We start from the raw sequence: 20507 nt of genomic DNA on the forward strand, positions 1-20507 counted from the left end.
ATGTTTAAACAATTAATTTTACTGTGCGCTTTAAGCATGCCGCTTGTAAGCTGCGCTGCTACGGCGCCATTTTCGGGCGAGATAAGTACGCAAGCACTGCTAAGCGACTACGATAAATTTAACGAGCAATACAAGGCGTATACACCAACACTACAAGACATTGCGTTAATGCAAAAGCTAGAAGGCAAGGAGCTAATTGTATTATTTGGAACGTGGTGCCACGACAGCGAACGCGAAGTGCCAAAGCTCATTAAGTTACTTGATGCATCGAAAGTACAACTTGCAAGCATTGACTATGTGGCCGTAGGTTACAACAAGCAAGACGATGCAGGCATTGCACAGGCTCACGACTTACAATACACACCTACGTTTATTGTTAAACAAAATGGCAAAGAGTTGGTACGCGTAATTGAAAAGCCAACGGGTACGTTAGCGCAAGACTTAACTCAGGGTTTGTAAGGTCTATTCTTATGTTATGGCAATTCAATTAAAAGGATGTATAAAGGTTGGTTTTCTGTGATTTGTTGCTAATTATAGCCTGTCATTTAACGTCAATTAGGTAAGCGTTTTGTGAGCATCAACCCGCGATTTTATTTATAATTAATATGGATATTTATGAAGTGCAAAAAGTGTAAATCAGGAATTACCTCCCCAATAATTAAAACGACAAATATTAACGGGACTCCAATCGCGTCATCATCTTGCCCAGTCTGCGGTGAAAATTTAGATGGTTCAAAAAGATATTGGGTTTTATTAATTATTTTACTTATCGGCATTGGTGTAGCATCAAGGTATTTTTCTTAACTCTAGTTATATTACCTACACATGTGAATGAGCAAGACTTTGGTTTTGATTATTAGTCTTTTATTTTATCCGACTGATTTAGTCTTTTACATAAAAGTTATGTGACTTATGAAATTAATGCGAACTGAAAAAGTTCAATTGTGGTTTATGATAAATGCCAACAAATTGTATGTAGCTGCCGCTGTTTTTGGTGCTATTTTTGTCTTGATTTGGGGGGATGCTTCTAAATGGAAATACGAGGAAGATAAAAATCACTTCAGCACCTTTTTTTCATCCATTGATAGCCGAATTAGTTTTGTAAGGCATGGTTATTCAGGTACCAGTTTAAGAGTTGTTGTGAATTTTGATGCCGAAGGGCTCACTCTGGATGAAATCAAAAATATAACTCCAAAATATAAACATTTGATTCTTGAGCGCATTTGCAATGATTTAGAGAGTTTGAAAGTTTTAGAAGACGGCTACTATTTTGATGTGGATTTAAGGGATACCAGCTCTGAACACATGTTTAAAAATTATTTTAATTTAATAGTAAAGCATGAAAGGTGTATCACGTAACACAAGTGAGTTTTAACTTAGCTAATACAGCTAATAGGCATTAGAAAGACTAAAGGGCTCAAATTTTGACTTTAAAGATTAAACTTTATGTAAATTTGCTACTGGTGCCTTACTACTTATAGATTGCGAGCATTATTCACTAAACAGGCTTTTTTCGAACGCTTGCGCAGCGTGTGAAGACGGTCTGTCTTTATAATGCAGTTGATAAAGTGGCCGAGAAAGTTGCTCGTTATTTTTTTGGCTCAGGCGTGTTAATTTACCTAGCTGCACTAAATCCTCAGTAACTACATTTGGCAATAAAGCCACGCCCATTCCTTGTGCTACTGCCCTTGCTATTGCCTCGTTGCTGCCCAATTGCATACTGCGCTCTGCTATTACGCCATGCTCTGCTAATAACTTAACCGACATTTCTAACGTGCCTGAGCCTGGCTCGCGCAGTAGCCAAAACTGCTCGTTTAACCATGCTCTTAAGTCTTTAGTGGGCTTAAAGTTGCTCGGTATAACCACACTCATTAAATCGTTTTGCCAGTGCTTACTAATAATGTGCGGCTCGGTGGGTGTGCCTTCAACCAGTGCTAAATCGATAGTGCACTCTAGCAATGCGTGCTCAATTTGCGCGGTATTAGCCACTTGTACTTCTACTTTTATATGTGGGTATTGGGCGCAAAATTTGGCTAAATAAGGCGGTAGCCAATAGCTGGCAATGGTTGTACTAGTACCTATAACGAGCGTGCCACGCTTAAGCCCTGTGCGTGATTTGATATCTTCAATGGCTGCCTTTTCAATAGCAAAAATGCTACGTGCATGATCATACAAGGCTTGGCCGCCCTCGCTTAAGGTAAGTTTTTTGCCTTTAGATGCACGCTCTATAAGTTGAATATTTAATTGGTGCTCAAGCTCTTTTAGCGCTTTAGATACAGCGGGTTGGCTTATAAAAAGCGCCTCGGCTGCGCCTGAAAAACTACCAAGCTTTGCTACCGTATAAAACACCCTAAGTGCATGCAAGTTCATTATGCCTCTCAAATCACATAACTTTAAGTTATCGAATCATGATTTTAATGTATTGGAGTTATATTTTGCGCTTTCTTAAAATGAAGTCAACAGTTTAACGTTGTTCAATTGAGAGAATAGTATGCTTAGCGCTATTAAAAATTTGGGTATTAATACTAAGCAATACGGCGATACGCGCTGGTGGTTAGGTATGCTGCTGGTGGCTGTTTTGGCGGGAGCATCTATTGCATTAAGTAAGTTACCCGTAATGCAAAGTGCCCAGTTTAGCTCTTTAACGATTGGTATTGTGCTTGGCATTATTGTGGGTAACAGTGTGTTTTCGCGCATTGCTACGCAAACCGATGTTGGTGTTGATTACGCTAAAAGTATATTGCTTAAAGCGGGGGTTGTGTTGTTTGGGTTTAGAATTACCTTTGCGCAAGTAGCGGGCGTGGGCTGGGAAGGCTTATTAACCGATGTTGTAATGCTGTTAGGCACATTTATTTTGGCAGTGCAGCTAGGTAAGCGCGTATTTAAGCTTGATGAACAAACAACCATATTAATTGGGGCGGGTAGTTCTATTTGTGGTGCCGCTGCGGTTATGGCAACTGAGCCGGTTATAAAAGCGCAGGCGCATAAAGTATCGGTAGCGGTGGCAACGGTTGTGGTGTTTGGCACGTTAAGCATGTTTGCCTACCCAATTATGTTTGATTACATGGGATTGAGTGAACACGCTTACGGTATTTTTGTAGGCTCAACCATTCATGAAGTAGCGCAAGTGGTTGCAGCGGGTACAGCTGTAAGCGCTAATGCTGCAGATACCGCCGTTATAGAAAAAATGCTAAGGGTGATGGTGCTTGCGCCATTTTTAGTGGGCTTATCGTTTTGGCAAAGTAAAAAGCATGCAAATATAAACGCGCCTGGCGGCGAGCAAAAAGCGGGTATTACAATCCCTTGGTTTGCGGTGTTATTTATTGTGGCAAGTGGTGTACATTCGCTATCAGTTATTCCTCAAGTCGCTACAAGCGCAGTTGTTTGGTTTGATAATATATTACTCACCATTGCGATGGTGGCTTTAGGTTTACGCACACATGTTGGCGCTATTCGCCAAGCGGGTATAAAACCGCTGTTATTAGCAGGCTGTTTATTTTTGTTTTTAACCTTGGGTGGTTACGCTATTAATGTGGGTATTGCTGAGCTGTTTTAAACGTTACTTTGTAAAAGTTGATTGGCGGCTTAAATTGGCCAATCAACTTCGTTTAAGGTATCCAGCTGCGTGCTGGTATTTTCATTGCCTTGCCATTTATTAGTGTAAACAGTGTGCGGGTCAAACTGTAACGTTTGTTTTTCAATATTAAAGTGCCTACCACCACGCGGATCTACGCCTACACCTGCTATATATTGCCAATTACCCCAATTAGCGGCTACATCGTAATCAATCAATTGTTGTTCAAAATATGCTGCGCCATAGCGCCAATCAAGGCCAAGCTCGTTCACTAAGCAGCTGGCTGCAATTTGCCTTGCTCTATTTGATATATAACCCGTAGCGTTAAGCTCATTCATAATGGCATTGACTAATGGGTAGGGTGTTGAGCCATTACACCACGTAGCAAAGCGGTTTGGCATAAATGTAGTAAGGGGTTTTGTTTGCTTTTGGCCTTTAAAGCTAAACAGGCTTTTACCTGCCTTAAGTGCATGCCATTTAAAATACTCTCGCCATAGCAATTCAAATTTAATCCAGTAGGTAGACTCGTTTGTTATTTGGTTATGTTCGTACGCCTCAACTGCTTTATAAACTTGCCGCGCACTTACACAACCAAAAGCAAGCCAGGTACTAAATTTTGTGGTGTTATTAAAGCCATCAAGCTCGTTTCGAGTTATTTTATAAGTACTTGGTAGTAAACCTGAAAAGTATTGTTTTAAATGTGTTTGCGCACTTTTAAACCCGCCATGCATTACGCCATTATTTGCTATACGCTCTAAAGGTTTTTTAGCGCACAAGGTTATTGGCTGAGGGAGCAAACCGTTTGGTAATGTTGAAAGTGAAATGGGGCTAGTGGCGGCCTCTACCTTTTTACGAAACGGGGTAAAGTGTTTAGGTAATTCGTTTAAATCAAAGGGGAGGTCACTTTGCTTAAAGAGCGTGTCTTGCTGCGACCCTGTAAATTTAGTATTAGGGCAATGTGCTTTGAGTAAGTTTATTTGGCGTTGCTCGTACAGGCCAAATTGCTCGCTGTATACAACTTTATCTATATTTTGCTCATTAATACGCGCTTTCAAAAGCGATACAGGTTCGCCTTCAAGCACATGCAGGGTTTGCCCGCGCTCAATAAGTGCTTGTTGTAGTTCGTACAAGCATTGCATTAAAAACTGCTGTTTGTGCACGCCATATGGCTTTTGTTGATAGTTATTATTTTTAAACCAGTGCGGGTTTATAACAAATACAATATCAAGCGCGCATTGCTCAGTAGCAAGTTCGCTTAAAATAGGGTTGTCGTCTATTCGTAAATCGTTTTGTAGCCAATATAAAATACGTTTGCTCATAGGTTTGCTCAGGTTTTTAAACTCTAGAGCTTTACGAAGCAAAAGCGGGTAGGGATTAGTTTTGAGGTGTTTAAGAGGGTTTTAAAAAGAGGCGGCAAATAATACCGCCTCCTTTAATGTTAAATAGCCGATTTTTGTTTTTCTATCCAATCGTTTATTACGTCTTCTAATACTTCCATAGGCAGCGAGCCTTGGCCGATAACGGTGTCGTGAAAGCTGCGAATATCAAACTTAGCCCCGAGTTCTTTTTCAGCTTTTGCACGCAGTTCGCGTATTTTTAGCTCCCCCATTTTGTACGAAAGCGCTTGGCCTGGCCATGATATGTAACGATCTATTTGATCCTCCACCGCGCTTTGTGGCAAAGCAGTGTGATCTGCCAAGTAGTCAATAGCCTTTTGGCGGCTCCAACCAAACGCATGAATACCGGTATCAACAACAAGTCTTACTGCACGCCACATTTCGTAGCCTAAACGACCAAAGTCGCTGTACGGGCTTTGATAAAAGCCGGCTTCTTTACCTAAGCGCTCTGTGTATAGTGCCCAACCTTCGCCAAATGCAGAGTGGCTAAGTGTGCGTCTAAATTCGGGTACATTTAACTCCATAGCAATAGCGTTTTGTAAATGATGCCCTGGTATTGCCTCATGTAAGCTAAGTGCTTCTAAATTATATAAAGGCTGTAGTTTAGGTGTTGAGGCTAAAAAATAAGTGCCGGGGGAACGGTTATCAGCAGGTGGCATATAAAACGCGCCGCGACTCGCTGAGCCTTTAATAGTAAAGGTATTACGCGGTAAATGATTAAAGTAGGTTGGTAACTTGCCATACATTTTTTGCGTAATAAAAGCGGTTTTTTCTAGCAGGTCTTGCGCGTCTGTTGCGTAAAATTGCTTATCGGTCGCTAAAAATTCTAAAAAATCGCTGTATGTGCCATCAAAACCTACTTCATCAATAATGTTTTGCATTTGCGTTTTTATACGCGCGACTTCTTTTAAGCCTAGTTCGTGTATTTGCTTTGGCGTGGCGTCTGTTGTGGTGTAGTAATTAACTGCATATTTGTAATACTCAAGCCCGCCTTTAACGCTTGAAATACCCGGCTGCGCTCTACAGTTAGGCATGTAATCGTTCTCAAAAAAGTCGTAAAAATGCTGATAAGCAGGTACTACTTTTGAGCTGATTAAGGCCTTAGCTTTGTTTTGGTATGTAGATTTTTGCTCTGCTGTAAACGTGTTTGGTATACGTGTAAAGGGCTCGTAAAGGGCGCTGTTTTCAGGTTGCTTAACAATATGCGCGCTAATGCTTTGGCTGTAATTTTCAAAGGTTTTGCAGTAATGAGTAAAGCCTGTTTTTATACCTTCTTTCATTAAATCAATATTTTGCTGATTAAAGCGCGGGTAGTCGGCAAGGCTGATTAAAAATGCGTTGTAGTCATCGGGTGTTAAAAATGCCATGTTAGCGGGGGCTTCGGCAAAATAAGTATGCCAGCCACTTAAAAAATTAACCGGAAAATACTTATCTTGATAAAGGTAGCTTTGCTGCTCGGTTTCTCGCTCATATTTAAATAAGCGGTAGTTCATTAGCTGCTCGTTGTTGAGCGTTTTTGGGTCAATGCTGGCTAAGCTTTTTAGCACGCTGTTGTTATAAGCTTGGCGCTTTGCAATGGCTTGCTCGCTCCAATTTGGCAATGTACCGTTTGGCTTCCAGCCGTCTGGGTCGGTACGAAAAAATATTTTTTTAGCTTTTGCATTTTGCCAGTGGTTATCAATAATGGTTTTTAAATCAGTGTTACTGTCGGCTAAGCTTGGTAGCGATGCAACCGCTAAGCATATAGCTAGAATACTTTTTTTAAACATAGTCATCCGTTATTGGCGAGTTTGTTATTATTTATCGCGCTTTTTTATTTTAATTTGTGCTCAATATAGTACCAAGTTAACTTAATCAATGCGCTTACTTTTATAACTTGTAACTCTTGGTTTTACTTTTTGATTGAACAAATTTCACTGCGTAACTGATTGGCGTACTAGTTTATTGTTTTATCAGCGTTTAGAATGACTAAAACTTATTATAAAAAATGATCGTCATGTTTAATAAAGTAATTACCTTAATTGATGAAGCAAACGACCAAGACCCTAATACTGAGCAGCACAATGGACAAAGCTTTCCAAAAGAAAGTTTATACGCCTTGCGCATGAGCGAAATGTTAACTCGTTTTAAACCAGATGCCGATGAACTCATGCAAATTGCAGTGCGTGCACAGCATATTCAGCGTTGGAAGTCGCCACGTAGTGATTTTGAAATGAACAAACAGGGCTATCATCAGTGGCGCAGTGCACTTTATATATTTCATGCTAGCAGCGTGGTTGCGCTCATGAAGCAAGCTGGTTACGGTGAAGCTGAGCAAAACCGAGTGTACGATGCGGTCGCTAAAAAAAATATTAAACGTAACCCAGACAGCCAATTAGTAGAAGATGTAGCAAGCCTTGTATTTATTGAACATTATATGCTTGGGTTTGCCAATGCAAAACCAGATTACAATGAAGAAAAATGGATTGGTATTATTCGCCGTACATGGCAAAAAATGTCAGATGACGCGCATGAGTTTGTACTTGCAGGTAATATTACATTGCCCGGCCCGCTTGTTGGGCTTATTCATAAAGCACTTGAGTAAAAGAAAATAAATAAAAAGGAATTTTAAATGTATTGTCCTCGTAGTAATACGCCACTTGAACCTTTACTTGTTGGCGGGATTACTGTTTTTACGTCAGCGCAAGGCGGCGTATTTTTTGATAACAGCCAAATTTTTAAGTTTAGCTCGCCGGAGTTAAAGCATGGTCAGGTTTTACTTAAGTATTTGAGTAATTATACCGAAGGTGAGGGCGAAGTCTCATCGCGAGTAAATTGCCCTAAATGCCCAAGTATTGTGATGATGCGCCGGTATTTTTCGCCGCTCAAAGTGGTTGAGATAGACGAATGCCCTGGTTGTGCAGGCATATGGCTTGATAGCGGCGAGCTGGCAAAAATACACGAAAACCATTTAACCCCCCGAGAGCGTAAGCTGTTAGCCCACGAAATGGCGACCAATCATGGGTTTATAACTATTAAGCCGCCAAAATCAAAGTATTACCCCAAAGCGCCTAAAAATGTTCAAGACACGACAGTTGAACGGCTGGTGCAATTAGCATTACTTAATTTTCAGTAATAAAAAACGGCGTACTAAAAAGTACGCCGTTTTTCTGTAATAGATTAACGCTTATGCAGTTTATTTATTACGGTTTTCTTTTGCAAACGCACGTATTTTACGTTTTTGCGAAAGCGTTACTTTATTAGTACGCCCTGCAAATGGGTTATCACCTTCTCTAAATTCAATTTTGATTGGGGTGCCCATAATTTTAAGTGCTTTACGGTAGTAGTTCATAAGGTAGCGTTTGTAGCTATCTGGTAAATCGTGAACTTGGTTACCATGAATTACAATACGTGGCGGGTTATAACCACCGGCATGCGCATATTTAAGCTTAACACGACGACCACGAACAAGTGGCGGCTGGTGATCGGCTTGAGCCATGTCCATAATACGGCGAAGCATTGCGGTGCTAATACGCTTAGTTGCTGACTCGTACGCTTCATCAACCGATTCAAATAAATGACCAACACCTGTACCGTGAAGTGCAGATATAAAGTGTAAGCGTGCAAAGTCAATAAAGCCTAAACGGCGATCAAGCTCTGTTTTAATACGATCTTTAACGTAGTCGTCAAGGCCATCCCATTTATTAACGGCAATAACCAGCGAACGACCTGAGTTAAGCGCAAAACCTAATAAGCTTAAGTCTTGATCAGAAATACCATCGCGCGCATCCACAACAAGTAAAACCACGTTACAATCTTCGATTGCTTGTAGTGTTTTAATTACTGAGAACTTTTCAACTACGTCACTTACTTTTTTACGCTTACGAACACCGGCTGTGTCAATTAACACATACTCTTTGTCGTTACGCGTCATTGGAATATAAATAGAATCGCGCGTTGTACCTGGCATATCATATACAATTACACGATCTTCACCCAATATACGGTTTGTAAGTGTTGACTTACCAACATTAGGGCGACCAATAATAGCAAGCTTTACAGGTTTGTCAGCAAACGCTTGATGATCGGTATCATCACCTTCGCCTTCTTCGTAAAGATCGATTAATTCTTCGTCATCGCCTGTTACTTCTTCATCTTGAGCAGCTAGTTCAGCAATAAGCGGCTGAAGTGTTTGTTCAAGTAATAGGGTAATACCACGGCCATGTGCAGCTGCAATGTGATGTATTTCACCTAATGATAATTGGTAAAATTCAGCACAGTTTGAATCTGCATCAATGCCGTCGGTTTTATTGGCAACAACAAAGCACTTTTTCTCTTGTTTACGCAAGTGATTAGCAATGGCTTGGTCAGCTACGGTCATACCTACACGAGCATCTACTAAAAACAGAACAATGTCGGCTTCTTCAATGGCTAGCAGAGATTGATCTGCCATTTCGATTTCGATGCCTTCTTCTGAGCCATCAATACCGCCCGTGTCTACCACGATAAATTCATAGCCATCGTAACTAGCTTGGCCATATTTTCTATCTCGTGTTAAACCTGGAAAATCGGCTACGAGTGCATCACGAGTACGTGTTAAACGGTTAAATAATGTGGACTTGCCCACATTGGGTCGCCCAACTAGAGCGATCACGGGAAGCATAAACTACCTCTTTAAAAAACAACAAAAGGCTTCGCAGTGCGAAGCCTTACAAAAAACAATTAACTATTAGCAGGTTATACTAATAGCAGTCAGTTAGTTTGGTATTTTTACCATACTAACTTCACCATCACGGGTGTATAAAATTAGCTTATCGTCGGCAACAACTGGCTCAACAAAAAAGCCTGAGCTGTCAAAGTCTTCTCGAGATACTAGCTCGCCAGTTTCTTTATTTAGCCAATGTAGGTTACCTTCTTGGTCGCCTAAAGCTAAGTGGCTACCTGCAACTGCAGGGCCTGTTAGGTACCAACCACGTAGAGCGGGTTGGCTCCAACGTTCAATACCTGAATTTTTATCTAATGCGTAAATAACACCATCGCTATCTACTAAATAAATTGTTTGTGCATCCATCGCAATTTCGCGGTAGCTGCTGTACTCACGTTTCCAAACTACGTTGCCAGAGCGAATATCTACAGCAGCTAAGTTGCCGTTGTAAGCTATAGCGTAAGCGTATGGACCGCTAATAAGCGGTTGAGTGTCTACGTCAACTAGGCGTTCAAATTCTGATGCGCCTTTAGCAACCGCAATTTCTGCGCTCCATGCTGAGTAACCACTGTCTGAAATTAAAACGCTTAGCTTGCCTGTTTCAAGGCCTACTAATACACCACCGTTAGCAACAGTTGGCGAGCTTTGTCCGCGTAATGTTAGTGGTGGAACTTCTTGTTCAAAACTCCAACGCTCTTCGCCCGTATCTGGGTGAAGGGCTAACAATTTACCAGAGCCTAAATTTACAAATATTAAGCCATCGCCTGCTGTCGGTTTAGACAGTGATTCGCCTGGTACATTCTTACGCCAAACTTCTTCACCGGTTTCGCGATCAAGAGCAATAATAAAGCCGTGTTCAGAACCTATATAAATTTTACCATAGGCTTGCAAAATACCACCTGATAATTTTGCATTACCGTTGTCAGCCCATGGCCAAAACGATAAATCTTGGCGTACATCGGTTTCCCACTTGGTATCGCCGTTAGTAAGCGAAAGCGCTTCTACTTGGCCTTCGCGGCTAGCAACATATACAGTATCTTTGTAAACAGCTGGTGTTAAACGAGAAAAGTAATGCTCTACGCCATCACCGACAGATTCTTGCCAAACAACGTCAGTTTCAAATTGGTTTACAATTTCAGGAAGTACTAGTTCATCTTCATCATCACTTGATGAACAACCCATCAGTGTTGCCATACATAGGGCAAGGGCTGCTGTTGTAAATTTTTTCATGCCTAAAACCTTATGCCGCTGGGCTAGTTACTGCTAGGTCATCTAACTTAATTTGTAATAGTGGGTTACTTGTTAATCCACCCGCATCTATTGCTGCTTGGTATGCAGTACGTGCTTGATCTTTGTTACCTTGCTGTGTGTAAATGTCGCCTTTAAGCTCGGCAACGTTTGCATTGAATGCTTCAGGTAATGGTGCATTTAATGTAGTTAATGCATCGTCATAGTTAGTTTGTGCAATTTGAATTCGCGCTAAACGTGTAATCGCAATTGCTTTTAATTCTGTATTTTCAGTATTAGACACTATCCAGCTTAGCTTTTCGCTTGCTACGTCTAATTTTTTTGCTTCTACAGCGTCTTTTGCAGCAACAAATGCAGCAAGTGTTGCGTAGTTTGTATCTTTATTTTCGCTAATAAACGCATCAGCTGAAGATAATACATCGTCGCTTTCAACAAGCGCTGTATATGAATCTGATGCTTTTTCAGCGGTAGTAATTTGGTTTTGGTTATATGCTTTCCAGCCATATAAGCCACCAAGGCCAACAAGTATGCCTAGTGCAAGTGAAATGCCGTTTTCACGGAAAAAGCGTTTAATGGCTTCTGCTTGTTGTTCTTCTGTTGAATAAATATCCATTCTTACCTCTAATGTTCGCTTAGCCGTTAATAAGCTCAGCTAATAGCGCTTTAGCTTGTTCTAATTCTAATGTGACTTGTTCTTTACGCTCGCGTAAATACTTGATGGTCACAACGCCTTTTTCTAATTCATCTTCACCAATAATCACTGCAACAAGTGCATCGCTTTTATCAGCACGTTTTAATTGTTTTTTAAAGTTGCCGGCGCCCGCATGCACCATAACGCGTAAACCTGGTACGTCTTTACGTAGTTGCGCTGCAATTGCAGGAGCTTGAATGCTTGCTTTGTCGCCCATTGCTGCTAAATATACATCAGCATTACGACGAATGTCACCTACACACTCAAGCGCTTGTAGTAATAACACTAAGCGCTCTAGACCCATTGCAAAACCAACTGCTGGGGTTGCTTTGCCGCCAAGCTGTTCAACTAAGCCGTCGTAACGACCGCCAGCACATACAGTGCCTTGTGCGCCTAAGCTGTCGGTTACCCATTCAAATACGGTGCGGTTGTAGTAGTCTAAACCACGTACTAACTTTTCATTAACCGTATATGAGACGCCAGCAGCGTCTAAACGTTCACATAAATTTTCAAAATGTTCTTTTGATTCAGCGTCTAAGTTTTCAGACAATTTAGGCGCATCAGTTAAAATTGCTTGTACGTCTGGGTTTTTGCTATCAAGTACGCGTAATGGGTTTGAATACATACGACGTTTTGAGTCTTCATCAAGCACGTCAATATGTTGCTCAAGGTAGGCTACTAACGCATCACGGTAATCTGCACGCGCTTCGTTAGAGCCTAAAGAATTTAGCTCTAAACGAACGTGGTCAGTAATACCAAAGGCTTCCCATAGTTGCGCTGTTAATAAAATAACTTCTGCGTCTATGTCGGCTGTGGCAATACCAAATGTTTCTAAACCAAATTGGTGAAACTGACGGTAACGACCTTTTTGCGGACGTTCGTGACGAAACATTGGACCCATGTACCAAAGGCGTTGTTCTTGGTTATATAGTAAGCCATTTTGGTTGCCAGCACGTACGCATACTGCGGTGCCTTCTGGGCGAAGTGTTAATAAGTCGCCATTGCGATCGGCAAAGGTGTACATTTCTTTTTCTACTATATCGGTAACTTCACCAATAGAGCGTTTGAATAAGTCGGTTGATTCTACAATAGGAAAACGAATTTCTTGATAACCGAACGATGCTACTGTCTCGCGTAAAATGCTTTCTACTTTCTGCCAAACTTGTGTATCGCCCGGCAGACAATCGTTCATACCGCGAACTGCCTGAATTTGTTTTGCCACTGATAAATCCTAAATGCTGTTTATGTGTAATAAAAAATGCTTACACAACAAGAATGCTAAAAATTGACCCGCTATTATAGCGTTCTGGTCATAAAGGTAAACGCCAAACACCGCTGTTTGGCGCTTTATACGGTATTTATTCGACTATTTTAATATCGATAGGTGTTTGCTGCTCTTTTTGAGCAATAAAGTCGCGCACGTAGCCTTCGAGCTGGTCAACAATATTGTTGTTGTCAATACGTGCTTTTTGGCGCTCACCATTAATGTATAAACCTGAGCGACGGTTTGCACCGGCAAGGCCTATATCACTAACGAGTGCTTCACCTGGGCCGTTTACAACACAACCAATTACCGAAACCGATACAGGCTCAATAATATCTTCAAGACGCTCTTCTAGCTGGTTCATGGTGCTTACTACATCAAATTCTTGACGAGAACAGCTAGGGCATGCAATAAAGTTAATACCGCGCGAACGTATGCGCAGCGATTTTAAAATATCAAAACCTACTTTAATTTCTTGAACAGGGTCAGCTGCAAGCGACACTCGCAGTGTATCGCCAATACCTTCGGCAAGTAGCATACCTAAACCTACGGCTGATTTAACCGAGCCAGATCGCATGCCGCCCGCTTCGGTAATACCTAAATGCAGTGGTTGGTCTATTTCTTTAGCGAGTAAGCGATAGGCGCCTACCGCTAAAAATACGTCTGATGCTTTTACCGATATTTTAAATTGGTCAAAATCAAGGCGGCGTAATATATCTACATGGCGCATTGCTGATTCTAATAAGGCTTCAGGTGTAGGCTCGCCATATTTTTCTTGTAAGTCGCGCTCAAGTGAGCCGCCATTTACACCAATACGAATAGGAATGTTATGCTCGCGAGCAGAATCGACCACAGCTCTTATACGCTCTTCGCTACCTATATTACCTGGGTTTATGCGCAGACAATCTACGCCGTACTTTGCCACTTTTAAGGCTATACGGTAATCAAAGTGAATATCGGCTACTAGCGGAATAGTCACTTGTTCTTTAATACTTTTAAACGCTTCAGCTGCGTCCATAGTCGGTACTGATACACGCACTATGTCGGCACCTGCATCTTGTATTGCCTGAATTTGTGCAACGGTTGCATCAACATCCATGGTGTCGGTATTGGTCATTGATTGCACAGCAATAGGGGCGCCGTCACCAATAGGGACGTTACCTACATTGATACGGGTGGATTTTCTGCGTTTAATTGGGGATTCTGAAAACATAGCGACTACTCTGCTAGTGGTAATGTAAATTTGGCTAAACGGTTTTTAGGAAATGCAGAAACATCTACAGGTTCGCCGTTTAAAGTAATGTCTACAGCGTCATGCTTACCAAGCACAACTGAAAAAGGAGGCGTTCCGCTTACGGTCATAATGTAGCCTGCTTTTTTAACGCCGAATGCTATTTTTTCGCCTTCGCCATCGTAAATTTCAACCCAACTTTCGCCGTTAAAGTTCATAACAATTGTACTGCTAGCATCTTCTTGGCTTTCGTTGTTAGATGTAATAGGAGCCGTTTCTGTAACGGCTTCTGAGCTTGTTGATGTTTCAAGCGTATCTTTTGATTCTAATAGTGATTCGTCGTTAATTTCGGCTTGTTGCTGTTGCTGTAAAATACTGGGTTGAGCTGCTTGTCGTTCACTCATTATTGAGTTGGCAACGTTTATTTTACTGGTTTGCTCTTCAATGGGGGTGGCGTTTTGCCAAAACCATAAAGCAGATGAGCCAATAACAATCGCTAAAATTAAATAACTAAAAAACATTAAACGGCTGTCGCTTGCTTCTTTTTCTGTTCGGCGCGAAAAGCTTTGCATATTAGCGGGCTTGGTCGGCTCTGGTGGGGCCGGCATCATTGCTAATATAGGTGCGCTATCGACTTTTAATTCACGGCAATAATTTTTTATATAGCCTTTAACAAAAGTGATAGGGCCTAGTAACGCAAATTCATCATTTTCAAGGCGTTTAATTTGAAGTTCAGACAGCTTTAACGGTGCAGCAATAGTTGCGATGCTAACGTTTGCTTGCTCTCTATGATTTTTTAGTATTTGGCCTACAGTTGGCTGTTCGCTCTGTGTTTGCGTATTTTCTTCATTCATAATGTGTATGAGTCTGGATCCACTAGTAAAAGTCTGTGCCCTGGTTTTAATGCTATATCAGGACTTAATTTATTCCATCGCATTAATTCATCAATTAATACATGCCGCTGGGTAGCTATATCGTAAAGGGAATCACCAGCTTTAATTTCGTAATAAATATTAGGATCGTTTAGGTATATTTTACTTCCATTCATTACCCGATCCGACTCTTTTAAACCATTCCATTGCAGGAGTTTTTGTAGTTTAACATTGTATCGCACCGAAATGCTAAATAGGTTTTCGCCAACAGCAATTACATGAAATGGCACGCGTAAAGGCGATACTTTTGGATTAAGCATTGGAAGCTCAGTTTTTTGCACTGCTTCGTAGCTTTTAAATTCAATATCAGCATTATTTTGATAGTTACTGTTTTCAAAAACGGTTGTGTTTTTAGTCGCTTCGTAGAATACCACGTCGCTACTGTTTTTTTGATTTGTAACTGCAGGTGCAGAATTACTGTAGTTACTAGTTTGCTGCGAATTAAACTGGCCTGTTTTAGGTGCGCCAAACGAGATTATTGTTACCTCGTCATCGGCTTTAACCGGTTGTTTTGTTGCTATAACTTCTTTTTGAGGTTCTAAAACGGGCTGTGCTTTTTCAGGCGCTGCTACTATAGAATCTGCAGAGTCGTGCTCAGTAGTAAGTGCAATCATAACAGCCGATGTATCGGTAGGATTGCTTGGCGCGACGACTTTAGGAGCCTCTTCTTTTTGGGTCGTTACTTGTTTTGCTATTACGGTTGCTTCGTCGGCTTGCGTACTGAGCGTATTTGGCAATGCTTGAGCTTGCTCTTCTCTTGCTATAACTGGATTTACATCTTGGTTATTTGCTGTTGCGAGCTTTTTATCTGTTTTTTGCTCGTTGTTTGTTACCAAGCTTGTTGAACCGTCCTCTGGCGAACGTTTCTTTCTAATAACTTTTATTTTTGGTTTTGAACTAACGTGCGCGCCGCTTGCGTCATTTTTTAGTTCTTTTAACTGCGCTTTACGGTATTTTTCTCGCAGTATTTCAAACTCATTAAAACGTGTTCTTTTCTCTTTTAACGCATAGGCTTCGTTGCTGGTAGAGTAAGTTTGCAAAATAGTGTTGGAAATTTTTTCAGCTTCTTCAATTCTGCCCATTCGGTTTTTTACAAGATAGCTAAGCATTAATGCGCGAGAAGATACTTGACCCGTACTTTCATAGCGTTTTAAAAGTTCACTGGCTTTGTACAAGTCACTTTTAGCGTAATACAGTGCGGCTAAGCTAATTAATGTAGATGTACGCTGAGAGCTGTGATTAAGTGCCTGCTGAAAGTAGCTTTCTGCATTTTCAAAGTCATCAAATTCAATAGCACACAGGGCTAAATTTTCGTAGCTTTCGGCAACACGAATATAACTTGGTACTTCAATGGCTTTTAAAAATTGATCAGTTGCACGATCGTATTCATCAATACCACATAAAAACACACCGTAGTTATTGAGAGTATTAGGATCGTCTGGTTTTATTTCAAGTGCTTTTTGGTAGGCTTTATCAGCTAGCGGGTTTTCGCCCACTTGTTGGTAGTAATAAGCAAGAGAGTAATGTACTTCAGGTAGGTCAGGAGCAAATGCTGCTGCACGTTCTAAATTGTATTTGGCTTGAGAATTATTACCCGTTTTTAAATACTGTAGGGCTAAAGCAATTCGTGTTCGTGCTGCGCCAGTATTATTAACTTTATTTTCGACGACGGGTTTATTACTGCCGTTATAACTACTTTCACTCACACAGCCACTTAGGGCAAGTGTTGATAGTGTTATAGCAAGTATAGATCGCATTACCTTATCTCTTTATTTTTAGTCCATGTCGCCTATCTTACCTAAAAGCTTTACTCTTGCATCATTTATTTAAAAATAAACAACTTAACAGCCTTATATGGTTTATTCGTATAAGGCTGTTACAGATTATGCTTGGTGGATATTAACGGCAATCGCGTTATCGTCGCGGATTTTCTTTTTAGCTAAACGTTTAGTACGGTCAACCACGTCACCGACTAACTGACCGCAAGCTGCGTCAATATCATCACCGCGAGTACGGCGCACAATACAGGTTACACCTGCAGCTTGTAGTACTTTTGAAAAGCGGTCGATACGGCTATTACTTGAGCGTGTGTACTCGTTACCCGGGAACGGGTTAAACGGAATAAGGTTTACCTTAGACGGTGTGCCTTTTAACGTTTGTACTAATGCATGCGCTTGATCAGTGCTGTCGTTAATGCCATTAAGCATAACGTATTCAACAGTTACGTCTTTATTAGCTTTTGAACCGTCGATATAACGACGACACGCCGCTAAAAACTCTTCAATAGGGTACTTTTTATTAACAGGCACTAAAATATCACGCAGTGCGTTATCGGGTGCGTGAAGAGATATAGCCAGTGCTACGTCAATTTTTTCTTTTAGTAAATCAAGAGCAGGTACAACGCCTGAAGTACTTAATGTTACACGGCGCTTAGATAAACCAAAGCCCCAATCGTCCATCATTAGTTCCATTGCTGGCACTACGTTTTTAAGATTAAGTAAAGGCTCGCCCATACCCATCATTACAACATTAGTCACTGGGCGCTTTTCGCTATGACCATCAAGGCCTATATCTTTAGCTACACGCCAAACTTGGCCAATAATTTCAGATACTTTTAAGTTACGGTTAAAGCCTTGTTGAGCAGTAGAACAAAAAGTACATTCAAGCGCACAACCCACTTGTGATGATACACATAACGTAGCGCGCTCTTTTTCAGGGATCCAAACGGCTTCTACTTCTTGGCCGCCTTCAAGAATAAGCGCGTACTTAATAGTACCGTCGCTTGCTTGTTGGCGAACTGTTATTTCTGGCGCTACAATTTCGCACTCAGCTTTAAGCTTTTCTTTAAGCTTTTTATTTACGTTAGTCATTTCGTCGAAGTTATCTACGCCAAAATGATAAATCCATTTCATCACCTGGTCACTACGAAACGGCTTTTCACCGAACGATGCAAATAGCTCGCGCATTGCATCTCGGTTTAAATCTAATAAGTTAATCTTTTTTTGCTCGGTCATGAAACAACCTCAATCGGTGACGGTGGAGATAAAAATTTACGAGGACGAATTGTACACAATTCACTCACTTTAATCATTAAGTAAAATATCAAAAAATGCACTTATGGATACTTTGCGTAATGACTAAAAAAGGGCCCGAAAGCCCTTTTCATTTTGTTAACGAATTCGAATTAACGAGTACGTGAACAAAGCTCTTCGTCAGCGAAGAAGTACGCGATTTCGCGAGCAGCAGATTCAACAGCATCAGAACCGTGAACAGCGTTTTCGTCGATGCTATCAGCGTAGTCTGCACGTAAAGTGCCAGCTAGTGCTTCAGCAGGGTTAGTAGCACCCATGATTTCACGGTTTTTAAGAACAGCGTTTTCGCCTTCAAGAACTGTAACCATTACTGGACCAGATGTCATGAAAGATACTAAAGCGCCAAAGAAAGGACGTTCGCTATGTTCTGCGTAGAAACCTTCAGCTTTCTCTTGTGAAAGGTGAACCATTTTAGCTGCAACGATTTTAAGGCCAGCAGTTTCGAAACGGTTGTAGATAGCGCCAATGTGGTTTTTAGCAACTGCATCAGGTTTTACGATTGAGAAAGTACGCTCTAAAGCCATCTTTATGCTCCAATAATTTTAAGTAAAAGTGTGAATATTAACGGGCGCGAATTATACGCGTTTTAAGTGAAAAATCCTAATTTTATTAAAAACCAGTTTGATTGCTGTTTTATGATCTCGATCAAATTTAAATTATTAGCCATATTTATACTGCTGCGCTTGTGTTTATGTATTTTTCAATAACACCAATTTCACTGGATTAATGCTTAATTTTTCAATCAAATTGGTAAAACTCATGCAACTGGTTTAAACCCAGTTCGATGTATGGAGCGCACATGTTACCCGTTATTTCTTCAATGCCTTTTATTCCTGAATTATTATGCCCCGCAGGCAGTTTAAAAAACATGCGCTACGCGTTTGCTTATGGTGCAGATGCGGTTTATGCGGGGCAGCCTCGTTATAGTTTGCGTGTGCGCAATAATGAATTTGACTTAGACACGCTGCAAATTGGTATTAGTGAAGCGCATGCGCAAAATAAAAAGTTTTATGTGGTCTCTAATATTGCGCCGCATAACGCGAAAGTAAAATCGTATTTACGTGATATAGAGCCAGTTATTGCGATGCAGCCCGATGCGCTGATTATGTCGGACCCTGGTTTAATTATGCTTGTTCGTGAAAAATGGCCTGCGATGCCCATTCACTTATCAGTACAGGCAAATGCGGTAAATTACGCGAGTGTACAATTTTGGGCAAAGCAGGGGATCGAACGGGTTATTTTATCAAGAGAGCTGTCGCTCGAAGAAATAACCGAAATACGCACACTCTGCTCAGACACCGAACTTGAAGTATTTGTACATGGCGCACTGTGTATGGCGTATTCGGGGCGTTGCTTGCTCTCTGGTTACATAAATAAGCGCGATCCAAATCAAGGCACGTGTACTAATGCATGTCGCTGGGATTACGATGTAAAACCTGGTGTTGAGAACGAAACTGGCGAAATGGTGCATAAAATTGACCCCAAACAGGTGATACCTACTCTGGGTGAAGGCGCGCCAAGCAACGATGTATTTATTCTAGAGGAACAAGGTCGCCCTGGTGAGTATATGCCTGCGTTTGAGGATGAACACGGCACGTATATTATGAATTCCAAAGATTTACGCGCTGTGCAATACGTAGAGCAGTTAACAAAAATGGGGGTACATAGTTTAAAAATAGAAGGGCGTACTAAGTCATTTTATTATGTGGCGCGCACTGCACAAGTTTATCGTAAAGCAATAGACGATGCGGCTTCGGGTAAACCATTTGATACTAGCTTATTTAAAACATTAGAAAACTTGGCGCATCGTGGTTATACCGAAGGCTTTTTAAAACGCCATGCCCACCAAGATTATCAAAACTATGAATACGGTCACTCTGTATCAACTAAGCAGCAATTTGTGGGTGAAGTACTTGGGCGCTGCGAAAGTGGATTAGTTGAAATAGACGTTAAAAATAAATTTTGTACTGGTCACTCTTTAGAGCTTATGACACCACAAGGTAACATTACTTTTACGCTTGAATATATGGAAAACAAAAGAGGCAAAAGTATTGGCGATGCTAAAGGCTCTGGTCATATTGTAAAAATCCAGCTAGATGAGGGCATTAACTTAGATCACGCTATTTTAATGCGTAATCTAGACGCGCACCAAGATACCCGTAATCCGTTCAAAAAGGTCAGTTAGGATCCACTCTAATAACTGCTCAAAGCTATTTTATTAAATAGAGTGACGCTGAGCAGTTATATCTTCATCTGCTATTTTTTAAATACCATTTATGGAATTTATCTTATCATTAATGCTTATTTATAAAATTTTAAAAGCGAATATAATGGATATTCGTACTTAACACGTGTTGTTAAATCGCTCCTCACTGTTACCCCATTACTTTTTAA

At 40.9% G+C, this 20507-nt stretch carries 18 protein-coding genes; 6 read left to right on the forward strand and 12 right to left on the reverse strand.

The features are described 5' to 3' along the window. Together H5092_RS06200 and H5092_RS06205 are read left to right on the forward strand one after the other, a co-directional pair. A complete protein-coding gene (locus tag H5092_RS06200) occupies positions 1 to 459 on the forward strand; it encodes a thioredoxin family protein (RefSeq protein ID WP_182733138.1) in 459 nt (152 codons plus the stop codon). A 453-nt stretch (positions 460 to 912) separates the two neighbouring features. Further along, positions 913 to 1359 (forward strand): hypothetical protein, encoded by a 447-nt coding sequence (locus H5092_RS06205; RefSeq protein WP_182733139.1) that lies wholly within the window; start codon positions 913 to 915, stop codon positions 1357 to 1359. A gap of 132 nt (positions 1360 to 1491) precedes the next feature. Here H5092_RS06205 and H5092_RS06210 read toward each other — a convergent pair whose 3' ends face one another. Beyond that, a complete protein-coding gene (locus tag H5092_RS06210; RefSeq protein ID WP_182733140.1) occupies positions 1492 to 2370 on the reverse strand; it encodes a LysR family transcriptional regulator in 879 nt (292 codons plus the stop codon). A 121-nt stretch (positions 2371 to 2491) separates the two neighbouring features. On the opposite strand from H5092_RS06210, the gene H5092_RS06215 reads away from it, so the two are divergent. Further along, positions 2492 to 3556 carry a YeiH family protein gene (locus H5092_RS06215; RefSeq protein ID WP_182733141.1) on the forward strand — a complete coding sequence of 355 codons (1065 nt, stop codon included), beginning with the start codon at positions 2492 to 2494 and terminating at the stop codon, positions 3554 to 3556. A 29-nt stretch (positions 3557 to 3585) separates the two neighbouring features. Here H5092_RS06215 and H5092_RS06220 read toward each other — a convergent pair whose 3' ends face one another. Both H5092_RS06220 and H5092_RS06225 read right to left on the reverse strand, forming a co-directional pair. After that, on the reverse strand, positions 3586 to 4893 hold the full coding sequence (locus tag H5092_RS06220; protein ID WP_182725230.1) for a DASH family cryptochrome: 1308 nt from the start codon (positions 4891 to 4893) through the stop codon (positions 3586 to 3588). 119 nt (positions 4894 to 5012) lie between these two features. Next, on the reverse strand, positions 5013 to 6740 hold the full coding sequence (locus H5092_RS06225; RefSeq protein WP_182733142.1) for a DUF885 family protein: 1728 nt from the start codon (positions 6738 to 6740) through the stop codon (positions 5013 to 5015). Between the two features lie 227 nt (positions 6741 to 6967). On the opposite strand from H5092_RS06225, the gene H5092_RS06230 reads away from it, so the two are divergent. Beyond that, entirely contained in the window at positions 6968 to 7555 is a 588-nt protein-coding gene (locus tag H5092_RS06230) for a DUF4202 domain-containing protein (protein ID WP_024597860.1), read from the forward strand. A gap of 27 nt (positions 7556 to 7582) precedes the next feature. Further along, a complete protein-coding gene (locus H5092_RS06235; protein ID WP_024597861.1) occupies positions 7583 to 8086 on the forward strand; it encodes a zf-TFIIB domain-containing protein in 504 nt (167 codons plus the stop codon). 60 nt (positions 8087 to 8146) lie between these two features. On the opposite strand, the gene der is transcribed toward H5092_RS06235, so the two are convergent. The 9 genes from der to ndk all read right to left on the reverse strand — a co-directional run bounded on the left by der (position 8147) and on the right by ndk (position 18637). Beyond that, positions 8147 to 9613, reverse strand: coding sequence for a ribosome biogenesis GTPase Der (gene der, locus H5092_RS06240; RefSeq protein ID WP_024597862.1), 1467 nt, complete (start codon positions 9611 to 9613; stop codon positions 8147 to 8149). A 93-nt stretch (positions 9614 to 9706) separates the two neighbouring features. Further along, a complete protein-coding gene (bamB, locus tag H5092_RS06245) occupies positions 9707 to 10885 on the reverse strand; it encodes an outer membrane protein assembly factor BamB (protein WP_002961301.1) in 1179 nt (392 codons plus the stop codon). Positions 10886 to 10895: 10 nt separating this feature from the next. Beyond that, positions 10896 to 11516, reverse strand: coding sequence for a tetratricopeptide repeat protein (locus tag H5092_RS06250; protein ID WP_002961300.1), 621 nt, complete (start codon positions 11514 to 11516; stop codon positions 10896 to 10898). 19 nt (positions 11517 to 11535) lie between these two features. Then, positions 11536 to 12816, reverse strand: a complete 1281-nt coding sequence (gene hisS / locus H5092_RS06255; RefSeq protein WP_182733143.1) for a histidine--tRNA ligase — start codon at positions 12814 to 12816, stop codon at positions 11536 to 11538. A gap of 136 nt (positions 12817 to 12952) precedes the next feature. After that, positions 12953 to 14071, reverse strand: a complete 1119-nt coding sequence (ispG, locus tag H5092_RS06260; protein WP_002961295.1) for a flavodoxin-dependent (E)-4-hydroxy-3-methylbut-2-enyl-diphosphate synthase — start codon at positions 14069 to 14071, stop codon at positions 12953 to 12955. Positions 14072 to 14076: 5 nt separating this feature from the next. Continuing rightward, positions 14077 to 14943 carry a RodZ domain-containing protein gene (locus H5092_RS06265; protein WP_002961292.1) on the reverse strand — a complete coding sequence of 289 codons (867 nt, stop codon included), beginning with the start codon at positions 14941 to 14943 and terminating at the stop codon, positions 14077 to 14079. Continuing rightward, on the reverse strand, positions 14940 to 16778 hold the full coding sequence (gene pilW / locus H5092_RS06270) for a type IV pilus biogenesis/stability protein PilW (protein WP_182695234.1): 1839 nt from the start codon (positions 16776 to 16778) through the stop codon (positions 14940 to 14942). Before pilW ends, H5092_RS06265 begins: the two co-directional genes overlap by 4 nt. 126 nt (positions 16779 to 16904) lie before the next feature. Continuing rightward, a complete protein-coding gene (locus H5092_RS06275) occupies positions 16905 to 18035 on the reverse strand; it encodes a bifunctional tRNA (adenosine(37)-C2)-methyltransferase TrmG/ribosomal RNA large subunit methyltransferase RlmN (RefSeq protein ID WP_002961289.1) in 1131 nt (376 codons plus the stop codon). Between the two features lie 170 nt (positions 18036 to 18205). Continuing rightward, positions 18206 to 18637 (reverse strand): nucleoside-diphosphate kinase, encoded by a 432-nt coding sequence (gene ndk, locus H5092_RS06280; RefSeq protein ID WP_002961288.1) that lies wholly within the window; start codon positions 18635 to 18637, stop codon positions 18206 to 18208. A gap of 275 nt (positions 18638 to 18912) precedes the next feature. Here ndk and yegQ point away from each other — a divergent pair, with 275 nt between their 5' ends. Next, positions 18913 to 20298 (forward strand): tRNA 5-hydroxyuridine modification protein YegQ, encoded by a 1386-nt coding sequence (gene yegQ / locus H5092_RS06285; RefSeq protein ID WP_182716771.1) that lies wholly within the window; start codon positions 18913 to 18915, stop codon positions 20296 to 20298. The last annotated feature ends 209 nt before the right edge of the window (positions 20299 to 20507 follow it).

The organism is Pseudoalteromonas sp. SR41-7, from assembly GCF_014163935.1.
Taxonomy (GTDB): Bacteria; Pseudomonadota; Gammaproteobacteria; order Enterobacterales; family Alteromonadaceae; genus Pseudoalteromonas; species Pseudoalteromonas distincta.

Bases quoted from the DNA above. Each gene is read 5' to 3' on its own strand.
- H5092_RS06215 (WP_182733141.1), top strand. From the start codon at position 2,492: ATGCTTAGCGCTATTAAAAATTTGGGTATTAATACTAAGCAATACGGC.
- yegQ (WP_182716771.1), top strand. From the start codon at position 18,913: ATGTTACCCGTTATTTCTTCAATGCCTTTTATTCCTGAATTATTATGC.
- H5092_RS06235 (WP_024597861.1), top strand. From the start codon at position 7,583: ATGTATTGTCCTCGTAGTAATACGCCACTTGAACCTTTACTTGTTGGC.
- H5092_RS06210 (WP_182733140.1), bottom strand. From the start codon at position 2,370: ATGAACTTGCATGCACTTAGGGTGTTTTATACGGTAGCAAAGCTTGGT.
- H5092_RS06265 (WP_002961292.1), bottom strand. From the start codon at position 14,943: ATGAATGAAGAAAATACGCAAACACAGAGCGAACAGCCAACTGTAGGC.
- H5092_RS06200 (WP_182733138.1), top strand. From the start codon at position 1: ATGTTTAAACAATTAATTTTACTGTGCGCTTTAAGCATGCCGCTTGTA.
- der (WP_024597862.1), bottom strand. From the start codon at position 9,613: ATGCTTCCCGTGATCGCTCTAGTTGGGCGACCCAATGTGGGCAAGTCC.
- bamB (WP_002961301.1), bottom strand. From the start codon at position 10,885: ATGAAAAAATTTACAACAGCAGCCCTTGCCCTATGTATGGCAACACTG.
- H5092_RS06230 (WP_024597860.1), top strand. From the start codon at position 6,968: ATGTTTAATAAAGTAATTACCTTAATTGATGAAGCAAACGACCAAGAC.
- H5092_RS06220 (WP_182725230.1), bottom strand. From the start codon at position 4,893: ATGAGCAAACGTATTTTATATTGGCTACAAAACGATTTACGAATAGAC.
- H5092_RS06250 (WP_002961300.1), bottom strand. From the start codon at position 11,516: ATGGATATTTATTCAACAGAAGAACAACAAGCAGAAGCCATTAAACGC.
- H5092_RS06275 (WP_002961289.1), bottom strand. From the start codon at position 18,035: ATGACCGAGCAAAAAAAGATTAACTTATTAGATTTAAACCGAGATGCA.
- ispG (WP_002961295.1), bottom strand. From the start codon at position 14,071: ATGTTTTCAGAATCCCCAATTAAACGCAGAAAATCCACCCGTATCAAT.
- ndk (WP_002961288.1), bottom strand. From the start codon at position 18,637: ATGGCTTTAGAGCGTACTTTCTCAATCGTAAAACCTGATGCAGTTGCT.
- H5092_RS06205 (WP_182733139.1), top strand. From the start codon at position 913: ATGAAATTAATGCGAACTGAAAAAGTTCAATTGTGGTTTATGATAAAT.
- pilW (WP_182695234.1), bottom strand. From the start codon at position 16,778: ATGCGATCTATACTTGCTATAACACTATCAACACTTGCCCTAAGTGGC.
- H5092_RS06225 (WP_182733142.1), bottom strand. From the start codon at position 6,740: ATGTTTAAAAAAAGTATTCTAGCTATATGCTTAGCGGTTGCATCGCTA.